Source organism: Achromobacter sp. 1014246743, from assembly GCF_059760725.1.
In genome coordinates this window covers 41797-55654 of sequence record NZ_JCBANA010000028.1, presented here as the reverse complement: position 1 = coordinate 55654, position 13858 = coordinate 41797, and the positions used below count along the sequence as shown (strand labels likewise).

The 13858-nt window shown below is 69.3% G+C and carries 15 protein-coding genes; 7 read left to right on the top strand and 8 right to left on the bottom strand.

Annotated elements, in window-relative coordinates:
* Positions 1-62: 62 nt before the first annotated feature.
* The 7 genes from AC6LJ2_RS13845 to phnG are packed head-to-tail and all read right to left on the bottom strand — an operon-like array spanning position 63 to position 5888.
* Positions 63-1262 (bottom strand): alpha-D-ribose 1-methylphosphonate 5-triphosphate diphosphatase, encoded by a 1200-nt coding sequence (locus AC6LJ2_RS13845; RefSeq protein WP_263911404.1) that lies wholly within the window; start codon positions 1260-1262, stop codon positions 63-65.
* Between the two features lie 4 nt (positions 1263-1266).
* Complete coding sequence (phnL, locus tag AC6LJ2_RS13840; RefSeq protein WP_498151576.1) at positions 1267-1983, bottom strand: phosphonate C-P lyase system protein PhnL; 717 nt, start codon at positions 1981-1983, stop codon at positions 1267-1269.
* A 2-nt stretch (positions 1984-1985) separates the two neighbouring features.
* On the bottom strand, positions 1986-2762 hold the full coding sequence (phnK, locus tag AC6LJ2_RS13835; protein WP_263911401.1) for a phosphonate C-P lyase system protein PhnK: 777 nt from the start codon (positions 2760-2762) through the stop codon (positions 1986-1988).
* Positions 2759-3649, bottom strand: coding sequence for an alpha-D-ribose 1-methylphosphonate 5-phosphate C-P-lyase PhnJ (locus tag AC6LJ2_RS13830; protein ID WP_498151575.1), 891 nt, complete (start codon positions 3647-3649; stop codon positions 2759-2761). Before AC6LJ2_RS13830 ends, phnK begins: the two co-directional genes overlap by 4 nt.
* The gene (locus tag AC6LJ2_RS13825; RefSeq protein WP_498151574.1) at positions 3646-4797 is read right to left on the bottom strand and encodes a carbon-phosphorus lyase complex subunit; all 1152 of its coding nucleotides are present in this window, start codon (positions 4795-4797) and stop codon (positions 3646-3648) included. The genes AC6LJ2_RS13830 and AC6LJ2_RS13825 overlap by 4 nt, the downstream gene beginning before the upstream one ends.
* A gap of 1 nt (position 4798) precedes the next feature.
* Positions 4799-5416 (bottom strand): phosphonate C-P lyase system protein PhnH, encoded by a 618-nt coding sequence (gene phnH / locus AC6LJ2_RS13820; RefSeq protein ID WP_263911397.1) that lies wholly within the window; start codon positions 5414-5416, stop codon positions 4799-4801.
* A gap of 1 nt (position 5417) precedes the next feature.
* Positions 5418-5888, bottom strand: coding sequence for a phosphonate C-P lyase system protein PhnG (phnG, locus tag AC6LJ2_RS13815; protein WP_263911395.1), 471 nt, complete (start codon positions 5886-5888; stop codon positions 5418-5420).
* Positions 5889-6072: 184 nt separating this feature from the next.
* Here phnG and phnF point away from each other — a divergent pair, with 184 nt between their 5' ends.
* The 4 genes from phnF (at position 6073) to phnN (ending at position 9396) form a co-directional block, all read left to right on the top strand.
* The gene (gene phnF, locus AC6LJ2_RS13810) at positions 6073-6795 is read left to right on the top strand and encodes a phosphonate metabolism transcriptional regulator PhnF (protein WP_263911394.1); all 723 of its coding nucleotides are present in this window, start codon (positions 6073-6075) and stop codon (positions 6793-6795) included.
* 83 nt (positions 6796-6878) lie between these two features.
* Positions 6879-8075, top strand: a complete 1197-nt coding sequence (locus tag AC6LJ2_RS13805; RefSeq protein ID WP_263911393.1) for an alpha-D-ribose 1-methylphosphonate 5-triphosphate diphosphatase — start codon at positions 6879-6881, stop codon at positions 8073-8075.
* Positions 8076-8077: 2 nt separating this feature from the next.
* Positions 8078-8821, top strand: a complete 744-nt coding sequence (locus AC6LJ2_RS13800; protein ID WP_498151573.1) for a DUF1045 domain-containing protein — start codon at positions 8078-8080, stop codon at positions 8819-8821.
* Positions 8818-9396: a phosphonate metabolism protein/1,5-bisphosphokinase (PRPP-forming) PhnN gene (gene phnN / locus AC6LJ2_RS13795; protein ID WP_498151572.1), complete on the top strand. Its 579-nt coding sequence runs from the start codon at positions 8818-8820 to the stop codon at positions 9394-9396. Before AC6LJ2_RS13800 ends, phnN begins: the two co-directional genes overlap by 4 nt.
* On the opposite strand, the gene AC6LJ2_RS13790 is transcribed toward phnN, so the two are convergent.
* Positions 9361-10329, bottom strand: coding sequence for a LysR family transcriptional regulator (locus tag AC6LJ2_RS13790; protein ID WP_498151582.1), 969 nt, complete (start codon positions 10327-10329; stop codon positions 9361-9363). The genes phnN and AC6LJ2_RS13790 overlap by 36 nt on opposite strands.
* A 120-nt stretch (positions 10330-10449) precedes the next feature.
* Here AC6LJ2_RS13790 and AC6LJ2_RS13785 point away from each other — a divergent pair, with 120 nt between their 5' ends.
* From AC6LJ2_RS13785 to AC6LJ2_RS13775, 3 genes are all read left to right on the top strand, one after another.
* Positions 10450-12285 (top strand): gamma-glutamyltransferase family protein, encoded by a 1836-nt coding sequence (locus AC6LJ2_RS13785; protein WP_498151571.1) that lies wholly within the window; start codon positions 10450-10452, stop codon positions 12283-12285.
* Positions 12286-12356: 71 nt separating this feature from the next.
* Positions 12357-13328: a Bug family tripartite tricarboxylate transporter substrate binding protein gene (locus tag AC6LJ2_RS13780; protein ID WP_498151570.1), complete on the top strand. Its 972-nt coding sequence runs from the start codon at positions 12357-12359 to the stop codon at positions 13326-13328.
* Positions 13325-13828 (top strand): GAF domain-containing protein, encoded by a 504-nt coding sequence (locus AC6LJ2_RS13775; protein ID WP_263911382.1) that lies wholly within the window; start codon positions 13325-13327, stop codon positions 13826-13828. The genes AC6LJ2_RS13780 and AC6LJ2_RS13775 overlap by 4 nt, the downstream gene beginning before the upstream one ends.
* Positions 13829-13858: the final 30 nt, after the last annotated feature.

The window sequence follows — 13858 nt, the reverse complement described above, 5'->3', positions numbered from 1 at the left end:
TTTTGCCCGCCGGGCCTTGCGCGGGCGCAAAAAAAAAGGCGCGCGCCCGGGCGGCGGGACGATCAGGCGGCCACCAGCCCGCGCGGTTCGACGGCCGGCATCGCCGGCCTGGTCGCGGGGTAGTGGGCCGAAAACACCAATCGGCCGGCGCTCCAGGCATGGCTGATGAGCGGCAGCGTGCCCACCTGCGCCACGGCCACCAGGTCAGCGCGCAACCCCACCGCGATGCGGCCACGGTCGGACAACCCGCAGGCGTCGGCCGGATTGGCCGTCACCAGGGCCATGGCCTGCGGCAGCGTCAGATCGGTCTGCGCAGCCACCGCGAAGGCCGCGGCGATCAGCGTGGACGGCTGGTAGTCCGAGCACAGGCAGCTGGCCACGCCCGCGCGGATGGCATCGATGGCCCGCATCGAACCGCTCTGGCTCTTGCCGCGCAGCACGTTGGGCGCGCCCAGGATGGTGGGCAGGCCACAAGACACCGCGGCGCGCGCCGTATCCAGCGTGATCGGAAATTCGCTCATGGCCACGCCCAGGTTGCGCATGGTAGCGATGCGGTGGATCGAATCGTCGTCGTGGCTGGCCGTGGGGATGCCCAGGCCGTGTGCATGCGCCAGCAACGTTTCCACCCGCTGCACCGCGCCATCCTTCGAGCGCGTCTTGGCGCGGGCGGCCTCTTCGGCCTGCTCGCGGCTCATGGCGTGGTTGCCGATCATGTATTGCAGGTAGGACTCCAGCGTCTTGAACTGGCCCTGCCCCGGCGAATGGTCCATCACCGACAGCAGGTCCACCGCACCCTCGTCCATCAGCGCCTGCAACACCGGCAACGAGGTCGCGTCGGTGACTTCGTAGCGGCAATGCACGCGGTTGTCGACCAGGCTGTGCGAGCGGAACGCACGCACACTGCGTACCACCTGGGCGGCGGTTTCGTTGTTGCGCACGCCCGACTCGCTGTTGGCGAACGACAGTGCATGGAAGGGCGTCGTGATGCCCGCCGCGGCGTTGCGGCGGTCCACCTGGGCCACCGCGAAATCCAGCGGAAAAAGCACTTTCGAGCGCGGCTCGGCCTCTTTTTCGATGGCGTCGCAGTGCAAGTCGATCAGGCCTGGCACCAGCGTCTGGCCGCGCAGGTCGATTTCCTGGTCGGCGCGGGCGCCGTCGGGGGCGATCGCCACGATCACCCCATCATCGATCAGCACGGCGCTGTCTTCCAGCACGCGGTCCGGCAGCACGACGCGGGCGTGGGTCAGGTAGATGCTTTGCATGGGGTCACTCCACTTCGACGGCGGCCTGCGCGGGGCGCAGGGCCAGGACCTGGGTCGCCACGGCATCGCGCACTTCGGCGTCGTGGAAGATGCCGAGCAGGCAGCGTCCGGCGGCGCGCGCTTCGCGGATCAGCTCGACCACCACGGCGCGGTTGTCGGCATCCAGCGAGGCCGTCGGCTCGTCCAGCAGCAGGATGGGGTGCCGCGCAATGAAGCCGCGGGCGATGTTGACCCGCTGCTGCTCGCCGCCCGAGAACGTGGCCGGCGCCAGGCCCCACAGGCGGGACGGCACGTTCAGGCGCCGCAGCATGGCGCCGGCGCGGGCGCGGGCTTCTTCGGCATCGGTGCCGGCCATGCGCAGCGGCTCGGCCACCACGTCCAGCGCCGACACGCGCGGAATCACCCGCAGGAACTGGCTGACGTAGCCGATGACATCGCGCCGCAGCGCCAGGATGCGCTGTTCGGGCGCGCCGACCAGTTCCACCCAGTCGTTGCCGGCGCGCACGCGGATGCTGCCTTCGGTGGCCAGGTAGTTGCCATACAGGCAGCGCAGCAAGGTGCTCTTGCCGGTGCCCGACGGGCCGGCCAGCACCAGGCAGTCGCCGGCGGCGGCGTCGAAGTCCACCGCGTCCAGCACCGGCAGGCGAATGCCGCCCTGGTTGTGCAGGGTGAACATCTTTCCGAGGCCCCGCACCTCGATCATGGGAGTCGCTAAAGTCATGGTCAGCTCTGCAAAATGGAAGACACCAGCAACTGGGTGTAGGGGTGCTGCGGGTCGTCGAGAATCTGGTCGGTCAAGCCGCTTTCCACCACCTCGCCGCCGCGCATGACCAGCGTGCGGTGCGCCAAGAGGCGCGCCACCGCCAGGTCGTGGGTCACCACGATCGCGGCCAGGCCCAGGTCGGTCACCAGCTGGCGCAGCAGGTCCAGCAAGCGCGCTTGCACCGAGACGTCCAGCGAGGCGGTCGGCTCGTCCATGAAGACCAGGCGCGGATGCGTCACCAGGTTGCGGGCGATCTGCAGGCGCTGCTGCATGCCGCCCGAAAACGCGGCCGGCGCATCGTCCAGGCGGCCGGCGTCGATTTCCATCTTTTCCAGCCAGTTGCCCGCGGCCTGGCGCAATTCGCCGTAGTGGCGGTCGCCCACCGCCATCAGCCGTTCGGCGATGTTGGCGCCCGCGCTGACCTGCATGCGCAGGCCGTCACGCGCGTTCTGGCGCACGAAACCCCAGTCGGTGCGCGACAACAGGCGCAGGCGCGCCCCCTGCAACCCGGCCAGGTCCGTAAAACCCTGGTCGCGGGTGTCGTACCAGACGCTGCCCGAGTCGGGCGGGGTCTGGTACGACACGGCCGACAGCAAGGTGCTCTTGCCCGAGCCGGACTCGCCCACCACGCACAGCACTTCGCCCGGAAACAGGTCGAAACTGACGTTGCGGCAGCCGTGTACGCCATCCCAGGTGCGCGTCATGTCGCGCACGGAAAGCAAAGGTTGGGCGTTCATGCGGTGGCCTCTTTCGGGTGTTGCTGCGCCTGGCGGTCGTTGCAGTATTCGGTATCGGAGCAGACGAAGCGGCGCGTGCCGGCATCGTCCAGGATGATCTCGTCCAGGAAGCTGTCGCGCGAGCCGCACACGTCGCAGCATTCCGACCACTTCTCGACGGTGAAGGGATGGTCTTCGAAATCCAGGCTCTTGACCCGCGTGTACGGCGGCACGGCGTACACGCGCTTTTCGCGGCCGGCGCCGAACAGCATCAGCGCGGGGCTGTTGTCCAGCTTGGGGTTGTCGAACTTGGGGATCGGCGACGGCCGCATCATGTAGCGGTCGTTGACGATGACGGGGTAGTCGTAGGTGGTGGCGATGTGGCCGTGCTGCGCGATGTCTTCGTACAGCTTGACGTGCATGCCGCCGTATTCGGCCAACGCATGCATGGTGCGGGTTTCGGTTTCGCTCGGCTCCAGCCAGCGCAGCGGCTCGGGAATCGGCACCTGGAACACCATGATCTGCCCGGCCGCCAGCGGCGTTTCGGGAATGCGGTGGCGAGTCTGCACGATGCTGGCGTCGCGGGTGGATTCGGTGGTGGCCACGCCGGTCACCCGGCCGAAGAAGCGGCGGATGTTGATGGCATTGGTGGTGTCGTCCGAGCCCTGGTCGATGACCTTGAGCACGTCGCCCTGGCCGATGATGGCCGCGGTGACCTGGATGCCGCCCGTGCCCCAGCCGTAAGGCAGCGGCATCTCGCGGCTGCCGAACGGCACCTGGTAGCCCGGAATGGCCACGGCCTTGAGCAGCGCACGGCGCAGCATGCGCTTGGTGGATTCGTCCAGGTAGGCGAAGTTGTAGTGGTCGTCGCGTTCGACGGTGGCGGCGGAAAGGGGGGAAGCATTCATGGGGCGACGGCCTCGTCCAGCTGGCGGGTGGTGTCAGGGGTAGACGCGAGGCTCGAGACGGGTCCAGGCCCGGAGCCGGGCGCGGCACGCTCGGCGCGCAGGCGCCGCAACAACTCCAGGTTGGCCTGGAAGTCGACGTAGTGCGGCAGCTTCAAGTGCTGCACGAAACCGGAGGCCTCGACGTTGTCGCTGTGATACAGCACGAACTCGTGGTCGTTGGCCGGCGAATCGGCGCGTTCGCCCAGTTCCTGCGCCTTCAGGGCGCGGTCCACCAGCGCCATCGACATGGCCTTGCGCTCGCCGTAGCCAAAGGTCAGGCCGTAGCCGCGCGTGAACTTGGGGCCTTCTTCGCCGTTGCCGGCGAACTGGCTGACCATCTGGCATTCGGTGATCTCGATTTCGCCCACGGTGACGGCAAAGCCCAGCTCCTCGATGTGCATCTCGACCTCCAGGAAGCCATACCGGATTTCGGCGGCGAAGGGGTGGGTATTGCCGTAGCCGCGCTGCGTGGAATAGCCCATCGACAGCAGGAAACCTTCGTCGGCGCGCGCCAGGTTCTGCAGGCGCGCGGCGCGCGAGGCCGGAAAGTCCAGCGGCTGGCGGGTCAGGTCGAAGGGTTCGGGATCGCCTTCGGGAACCGCTTCGGCATCGATCAGGTCGTCGTGCGCCAGCAGGTCGGTCACGCGCGGCATGGCGCTGTCCAGCGGCTCGTCGCCCGCCGGCAAGGCGTCTGCGTGGCGCTCGGCTTCCAACGAAAAATCCAGCAGGCGCTGGGTGTAGTCGTAGGTCGGGCCCAGGATCTGGCCGCCGGGCACGTCCTTGAAGGTGGAAGAAATGCGGCGTTGCAGGCGCATGCGGCCCGTGTCGATCGGCTGCGTATAGCCATAGCGCGACAGGGTCGTGCGGTAGGCGCGCAACAGGAACACGGCTTCGATCACGTCGCCCGCGGCCTGCTTGAGCGCCAGCGCCGCCAGTTGCGGATCGTAGAGCGAGCCCTCGGCCATCACGCGCGACACCGCCAGCGGCATCTGTTCGCGGATCTGGTCCAGGCTGAGCTCGGGCACGGCGCGGTCGCCGCGCCGGTAGTCGTCCAGCATGCGATAGGAATTGAGGATGGCGCGTTCGCCCCCTTTGACGGCCACGTACATGTCAGTTCTCCACGCGCGTGCTGCGAGGCAGCGCGCACAGTTGCCGCCCGTGCGTCAGGAAGACGTCGACGCCCAGCGGAAAACGTTGATGGTTCAGGCGCCATTCGCGCCAGAAACCGTCGGGCAGCCCGGCGGCGCGCAGCGCCTGGCGGGTCTGGATGCCGGGGCCGGTCAGCGTGACTTCGGCACCCGATTCCAGCGATTCGACTTCGATCAGCAGCGTGGTCGACAGGTCGGGATACGCCGGGTCGCCGGGATGGCAGGCCGACAGGGCCGGCGCCGCACACCCCGCCGGCACGCAGGCAAAGCGCGCCAGCGACGGCGACGGCACGATCGGGCAGGCGCAATGAAAGCGCAGGAAATCCAGCACGCCGCTATCGATGCCGTCGGGCAGCCACAGCGGCGTGTCGACGTCGACCAGCGTCAGGAGCAGCGCGGCCAATGCGGGCGACAACCCGGCGGGCACGCCGCTGGTGGCAGCCGTTTCGACGACGCGGCCGGGATGCGCCATGGCATCCAGCGCCGTGCGGAAAGTGGCCTGCGCGTCATTCACCGGGTCCGCAAAACCCGGCAGCAGTTTGCGGCTGGCGGCCGACGCGTTCGTGATGTGTTGCTGCATGTCAGTCCTCGCCTCGCACCATCGTGAAGAATTCGACCTTGGTCTGCGCGGCCACGCGCGCCTGGCGCTCGACGCGTTCGGCGCGTTCGCGCGCCAGCGGCCCGATCAGCTGGGCTTGCACCGTGTCGTGCCAGTCGGGCAGTTGCAGCAGGGCGTCGGCCACGGCGGCCTGTTCGGCGTGGCGCAGCGATCGGCCCTGCACGTAGGCAATGCCGACCACGCCGTTGTCCAGGCTGACGGCGCAACGCGTGACCGTCATTTCGCCCAGGTTGAAACGCCCGCCGGTGCCGCCGCTGCGGGCGCGCACCATGGCCATGCCGGTCTGCGCCGGGCGCAGCATCTGGTGCGACGGCAGCCCGCCCAGCGCACCGAAGGCCCCGTCCAGCATGGCCGGATCGGCCAACGCCAGCACCCGCATCCAGGCAGCCCGCTGCGCGTTGGTCTCGCCTTGCGCTGTGTGTCGATGATCCATTATTTCCTCTAAACGTCTAGACGACCGGATGGAGTATGATCGCGTTCAGAACGAAGTTCAACAGCCTGGCGTGAATTTTTGATGACAGTTGCGGCGGGGACGCATCGCCTATCCCGCGCCCGCCGCTTGGTGCACAATCACAGCCATTCTTGATGAAGCTGATATGACAGCGCGAGCACATCCCATGGTTGAAAGAGGTTCCGGCATTGCCGTGTGGCGGCAGATTGGCGAGTCACTGGCGGACGACATCCGCAACAAGCTCTATACGGCGGGCGAACAACTGCCGTCCGAGCCCGAACTGGCCGCCAAGTTTTCCGTCAACCGCCACACCATCCGGCGCGCCATGGGCGAACTGGAACAAAGCGGCCTGGTGCGCATCGAACAGGGCCGCGGCACCTTCGTGCAGGAACACGCCATCGACTACGCGATCGGCAAGCGCACCCGCTTTTCGGAAAACCTGCGCAGCCAGGGCGTGCTGGGCCACCTGGAAACCCTGGGCAGCCAGACCCTGCGCGCGGCCGACGTGGCCAAGCACCTGGGCCTGGCGCGCACCGCGCCGCTGTTGCGCGTGCAATTGGTGGGCAAGGCCGAAAACCGCCCCATCAGCGCGTCCGAGCACTACTTCGACGAAAAGCGCTTTCCCGATTTCGCCGACCGCCTGACCACCTTGAAATCGGTGTCCAAAGTCTATGCCCACTACGGCATCGGCGACTACACCCGCAAGTGGTCGCGCATTACCGCCGCCCTGCCCTCGCCGGAAGTGGCGCGGTTGCTGGGGCAACCCAAGACGCGCCCGATCCTGCAGGTCGAAGCCCTGAACATCGACCAGGCGGGCGCGCCGTTGCAATACAGCATCACCCGCTTCGTCGGCGACCTGGTGCAATTGATGGTGACCGACGAAACCTGAACTCCCCGCGGCCCTGGCCGCGGCAGTGCCGCCCAACTCATCTAGACATCTGGTTGTAATGCAACAACGCTAACGTCCCAGTCATGAACCCCACACACGCCCCCTCGCCCCTGGCCGGTGTCACAGGCCAACGTATCCTGACCCCTCGCGGCATCGAGCACGCCAGCCTGCGCTTTCACGCAGGACTGATCGACGACGGCGGCGGCTCGGCCGCGCGCGGCGCGTCCTGGTTCGACGCCGGCAACCTGCTGGTGCTGCCCGGCATCGTCGACCTGCACGGCGATGCCTTCGAACGCGCCATCATGCCCCGGCCCGGCGTCACCTTCCCCTACGACGGCGCCTTGTTCGACGTCGACCGCCAACTGCTGGCCAACGGCATCACCACCGAATTCCACGGCGTGACGCTGTCGTGGGAAGGCGGCCTGCGCGGCGAAGCCTACGCCGAACGCATGTTCGACGCGCTGGAACGCCTGCGCCACGTCATGGGCGCGCGCCACTACGTGCACCTGCGCTTCGAGACCCACCACGTGGGCGGCGTCGAGACCGCCCAGCAATGGATCCGCGACGGCCGCGTGCGCTTCGTGGCGCTGAACGACCATCTGCCCAGCATGGCGCGCCGCCTGGGCGACGATCGCAAGCTGCTGCAGTACGCCGATCGCGCCGAGTGCGACCTGGACACCTTCCAGGCACGCATCCGCCAGGCGATGGGCGCGGCCGACTCCGTGGCCGACGCCATGCGCGAGCTGACCGCCTGCGCGCAAGCGGCCGGCCTGAAGGTCGCCTCGCACGACGACCCGGACGCCGCCACGCGGCGCTACTACCACCAGCTGGGCTGCGGCGTGGCCGAATTCCCGCTGACGCGCGAAGCCGCCGGCGTGGCGCGCGACCTGGGCAATTCCGTGGTGTTCGGCGCGCCCAACGTAGTACGCGGCGGCAGCCATACCAACGCCCCCAGCGCCACCGAGATGATCCGCGCGGGCCTGTGCGACATTCTCACGTCCGACTACTACTACCCGGCGCCGCTGGCCGCCGTCATGCGGCTGGCGCACGACGGCGTGCTGCCGCTGGAGCAGGCCTGGAACCTGGTGTCGCTGAACCCGGCGCGCGCCGCCGGCCTGCAGGACCGCGGCATGCTGGCCCCCGGCCTGATCGCCGACGCCATCGTGGTGGACGACCAGGTGCCCGGCCTGCCGCGCGTCTGCGCCGCGATCGTGGGCGGACAATTGCGCTATGCCACCCGCGCCTTCGGCGACGACCACAGCCAGCGCATGGCGGCCTGATCATGCCGCTGGCTCACCGTTACGCCCTGTACCTGGCCCCCACCGGCCCCTGGCGCGACCTGGGCAGCCGCTGGCTGGGCCGCTGCGCCGACACCGGCGCGGCCCTGCCGCCGTTGCCCGATCAGCCCGAAGCCGCCTCCGACTGGACCCGCGCGCCGCGTCACTACGGCCTGCACGCCACGCTCAAGCCGCCCTTCCGCCTGCGCACCGGCACCGCGCCGCAAGACGTCGACGCCGCCGCGCGCCGGCTGGCCGAAGGCGACAGCGCGTTCGCCCTCCAGCTGGAATGCGAACCTTTGCGCGGCTTCCTGGCCTGGCGCGTCGCCGCGCACGACAGCGACGGCCACGCCCGCATCCACGCGCTGGCCGCGGCCGCCGTGCGCGGGCTGGACGAACTGCGCGCTCCGCCCACACCGGACGAACTGGCCCGCCGCCAGCCGCACACCTTGCCACCCGAACAGCAGGCCATGCTGGCGCGCTGGGGCTACCCGTATGTGTTCGACACCTTCACCTTCCACATCACGCTGACCGGCAAGCTCGAGGGTGCCGCGCTGGCCCGGGCGCAGGCCGCGATCGCCGCCTTCGCCGACCCGTTGCGGGGCCAGGCCATGCCGGTGCCTGGCGTCAGCGTCTACGTACAGCCGGAAGCGGGCGCGGAGTTCATCGCCGCGCGCCACTACGGTTTCGACGGTACGCACACCGATGCCGCCGGCGCCGCCTGGCTGCAAGGGCCGGCCGCGGCATGAACCCGCCCGCCCCCGCCAGCGGCGCGCGCCTGGTCTACCTGATGGGTGCGTCGGGCAGCGGCAAGGACACCTTGCTGCGACTGATGCGCGCCCGCCTGCGCGGCGACGAACCCGTGCTGGTGGCGCACCGCTACATCACCCGCGACAGCGGCGCCACCGAGGACGCGCTGCGCCTGACCGTCGAGGAATTCGCGCGCCGCGCCGCGCTGGGCTGCTTCGCCCTGCGCTGGGCCAGCCATGGCCTCTTCTACGGCATCGGCATCGAGGTCGATACCTGGCTGGGCTGCGGCGCGGCGGTCATCATCAACGGCTCGCGCGCGCATCTGGCCGACGCGTACCAGCGCTATCCGGCCCTGACGGCGGTCGAGATCACGGTCGACCCCGCCCGGCTCGCGCAGCGATTGGCCGAACGCGGCCGTGAAACGCCTGAACAGATTGCGTCGCGCCTGGCGCGCGCGGTGCAGGACTTCGGCGTGCCCGAGGGCTGCCGCCTGCTGCGGGTGGGCAACAACGGCGCCCCCGAAGCCGCGGCGGCAGAACTACTGGATATCGCCCGCGACAGGCTGGCCGTCTGACGCGGGCGCGCACAGTTCCAGCAATATCTCCGAGAACCGGTCTTCCGCCGCCAGCGCCTGTTCACGCCGCCGCCGGATCAGGTTGATCGGCGGCAACTCCCAGCCGAAATCCCAGGGCACCATGCCCAGCTTGCCGCGCTGGCAGATCTCGCGCGCAATGTCTTCCGGCACCACCGACATCAGCGCATCGTTGGCGCTCAGCATGCCTTCGATGACGTCGGTGGAATAGGCCTCCAGCACCGGCGACGGCGAACGCAGGCCGGCGCGGATGAAATGCTCGACGATCAGCTGGCGCGTCGGCGTGTTGGCGGCCGGCAGCACCCAATCCATCTCGGCCAGCCCCGCCCAGTCCGGCTTGCGGCGGGCCAGGCGCTGCGCCAGCCGGCTGTGCGCGATCAGGCGCGGCCGCTGGCGGTACAGCACCCGGTGGCTCAGGTCGTCCAACGCCACGGTCGAGGTGGCGCGGCTGATGATGCAGTCCAGCTCGTGCCGCCGCAGCATCGGCACCAGGTGGTCGGTGGTGGCGCGGTGCAACGTCAGCGTCACGCCATGGCGCTGGTGCAGCCGGCTGATCGCCGCGGTCAGCAGCGCGCTCGACACATACGGCACCACCCCCACGTGCAGGTGCGCGGCGCGGCCATCGTGCAGCGCGGCGACTTCGCGCGCCCACACGTCCAGATCGTTCTGCAGGTGGCGGGCGCGCACCAGCGCCAGCTCGCCCAGGGGCGTGGCCTGCAGGCCGCGGCCCGTGCGCAGGAACAGCGGCCCGCCGAAAATATCTTCCAGCTCGGCCAGCGCCTTGGTCGCCGCCGGCTGGCTGATACCCGTAGCCGCCGCCACGCGGGTCAGCGTGCCATGCCGGGCAATGTTGGCCAGCAGCACCAGGTGGCGCTGCTTGAGGCGGCTGGCAAGACGGGAGGGGTCCCAGATCACGACGCGCATTCCTATAACCTTATGGTTATTCAATTATGCCAATAAAGGGTTTTTCAGTTATTTCACGACCCTATACTGGGGCCGTTCACCGCCGCCCTGCCCCTGCCGCCTCGACCGCCCATGTCCACCCCCACGTTCACCACCCGACCTGAAATCCGCGGCACCTTCGGTGTTGTCTCGTCCACGCATTGGCTGGCCTCGCAGGTGGCCATGAGCGTGCTGGAACGTGGCGGCAACGCCTTCGACGCCGCGATCGCGGGCGGCTTCACGCTGCAGATCGTGGAACCCCACCTGAACGGCCCGGGCGGTGAAGTGCCTATCCTGTTCTGGAGCGAAGCCGAAGGCCGCATGCGGGCGCTGTGCGGCCAGGGCCCCGCGCCGGCATTGGCCACGCCCGGCTACTTTCGCGGCCTGGGCGTGGACCTGGTACCCGGCATCGGGTTGCTGCCCGCCACGGTGCCCGGTGCGTTCGGCGCCTGGCTGACCCTGCTGCGCGACTATGGCACCTGGGAACTGGCCGACGTGCTGCGACCGGCCATCGACTACGCCCGCAACGGCTTTCCGCTGGTGCCGCGCATCACGCAGGCCATCCTGGCGGTGCAGGCCCTGTTCCGCGACGAATGGACCAGCTCGGCCGCCGTGTGGTTGCCCGGCGGCCGCGTGCCCGCGCCCGATGCGCTGATGCGCACGCCGGCCATCGCCGCCACCTACACCCGCATCCTGGACGAGGCGCATGCCGCCTCGACCGACCGCCGCGGCCGCATCGATGCCGCGCTGGACGTCTGGTACCGCGGCTTCGTGGCCGACGAGATCGACCGCTACTACACCCAGGAGGAAGTGCGCGACACCACCGGCCAACGTAATCGCGGCCTGCTGCGCAAGGCCGACCTGGCCGACTGGCGCGCCCGCTACGACGAGCCGGCCACGGTCCGATATGGCCGCTACACCGTGGCCAAGTGCGGGATCTGGTCGCAAGGCCCGGCGCATTTGCAGCAACTGGCGCTGCTGCGCCACCTGGACCTGGGCACCGACCCCTGTTCGCCGCAGTTCGTGCACGGCGTGGCCGAGGCCGCCAAGCTGGCCTTCGCCGACCGCGCCGCCTGGTATGGCGACCCCGACTTCGTCGACGTGCCGCTGGCCGACCTGCTCAGCGATGACTACGCCCGCAAGCGCGCCGCCACGATCGGCGCGCGCGCCTCGGACACGCTGCGCCCCGGCAGCCCTGGCGGCCGCGCGCCGCACCTGCCCGATCTGGGCGCGGCCGTGCGCACGCTGGCCGCGTCCGATACGCGCTTCGGCGTCGGCGAGCCGACGTTTGCCGCGCTGCCGCCCGTGGCCGAATGGGCCGAGCGCGAGATCTTCGTGGGCGACACCTGCCAGATCGACGTCATCGACCGCGACGGCAACATGGTGGCTGCCACCCCATCGGGCGGCTGGCTGTCGTCCAGCCCGGTCGTGCCGGGCCTGGGCTTTCCTCTGACCACGCGGTTGCAGATGACCTGGCTGGATGAAGGCGTGCCCGGCCAGTTGCAACCCGGCAAGCGGCCCAACACGACGCTGTCGCCCGGCCTGGTGCTGCGCGACGGCCTGCCCTACATGGCGTTCGGCACGCCGGGCGGCGACCAGCAGGACCAATGGACCGTGGCGTTCTTCCTGCGCCACGCCCTGGGCATGAATCTGCAGGAAGCCATCGAGGCGCCGTCCTGGCACATCGACCACTTTCCGGGCTCGTTCTGGCCGCGCGCGCTGACGCTGAACCGATTGACCGTCGAAGCGCGTCTGCCGGAGCACACCGTGCAGGCCTTGCGCGACGCGGGCCACGAGGTGCGCGTGGGGCCGGACTGGTCCGAAGGCCGCATCAGCGCCTGCACCCGCGAGCCCGCGGCCGGTGGCGGCCTGCTGCTGCGCGCCGGCGCCAATCCGCGCGGCATGCAGGGCTACGCCGTCGGCCGTTAGATCCTGCCCGCACTGAACACATTTCCATCCAGCCGGCGACCAGACCGGCCACATTGCAAGGGGTAAACACCATGAAGCTCATCCAACGACTGCTGCGCGCCTGCACCCTGGGCGTGGCGCTTGCCGGCCCCGCGCTGGCGCATGCCGCCTGGCCCGAAAAGCCCATCACCCTGATCGTGCCGTGGGCCGCGGGCGGGTCCACCGACATCCTGGCGCGCGTGCTGTCCGAAGGGCTGACGCAATCGCTCGGCCAACCGGTCATTGTCGAGAACCGCTCGGGCGCGTCGGGCAACATCGGCACCACCTTCGTGGCCCGCGCCAAACCCGACGGCTATACGCTGCTGGTGGGCTCGATGAGCACGCACACGATGAACCAGGCGCTGTACTCCAGCATGCCGTTCGACGGGGTCAAGGACTTCACGCCCATCGCCGAACTGGCGCTGGTGACCAACACCATGGTGGTGCATCCGTCGGTGCCGGCGTCCAATCTGGAGGAATTCATCGCCTACGCCAAGGCCAACCCCGGCACCGTCGCCTACGCGTCTGCCGGCCAGGGATCCACCAACCATCTCAGCGCCGCGCTGTTCGAAAAGGCCGCCGGCGTGAAGATGATGCACATCCCCTACCGCGGCGGCGCGCCCGCCGTGCTGGACACGGTGGCCGGGCGCACGCAGGTGCTGTTCAGCGCCGGCACGCAGACCTTGCCGCACGTGCAGACCGGCAAGCTCAAGCTGCTGGCCGTCACCGAAGAACAGCGCTCGCCGCTGCTGCCCGACGTCCCCACGGTAGCCGAAACCTTGCCCGGCTATGAGCTGTCGGTGTGGTACGGCGCCTTCGGCCCGGCCGGCATGCCGCCGGAGCTGACCGCCCGCCTCAACCAGGAAATCAACCGCATCCTGAAGCGTCCCGAGGTCATCAAGAAAATGGCCGACATGGGCGTGCTGCTGATGGACACCACGCCGGAACAGTTTTCCAAGGTGCTGGCGCGCGATGCCGACAAGTACGGCAAGCTCATCAAGGAACTGGGGATCACGGCAGAATGACCGCTCCTCTGGACGCCGTGGATACGGCCCTGGAACGCCTGGCGCAGGCCTACGCCGAGGCCTCGGCGCCGGCCGCCTTCGCCGCGGTCGATGCCCATGCCCACGCCACGCTGGGCCACACGCTGTGCACCATCAACCGCCACGATGCCGAGCGCATGCGCGTGGTGCGCCTGTACAGTTCCAATCCGCAGGCCTACCCGCCGGGCGGCAGCAAGGACAAGCGCGGCACCGCCTGGGGCCGCCACGTGCTGCTTGAACGCAAGCTGTTCATCGGGGAAGGCACCGATGCCATCCGCGAATTCTTCAACGACCATGACGCCATCCGCGAACTGGGTCTGCGGTCGGTCATCAACGTACCGGTGGTGTATGGCCAGGCCTGCCTGGGCACCGTGAACTTCCTGATGCCGCGCGAGGCCCTGTCGGCCGATGACATCGCTGCGGCCCGGCTGGCGGGGCTGCTGGCGTTGCCCGCCTTTCTCATGCTGGGGCCGCAGGGCTGACGGAGCAGATGCCGCGGCCATGGCCCCGGC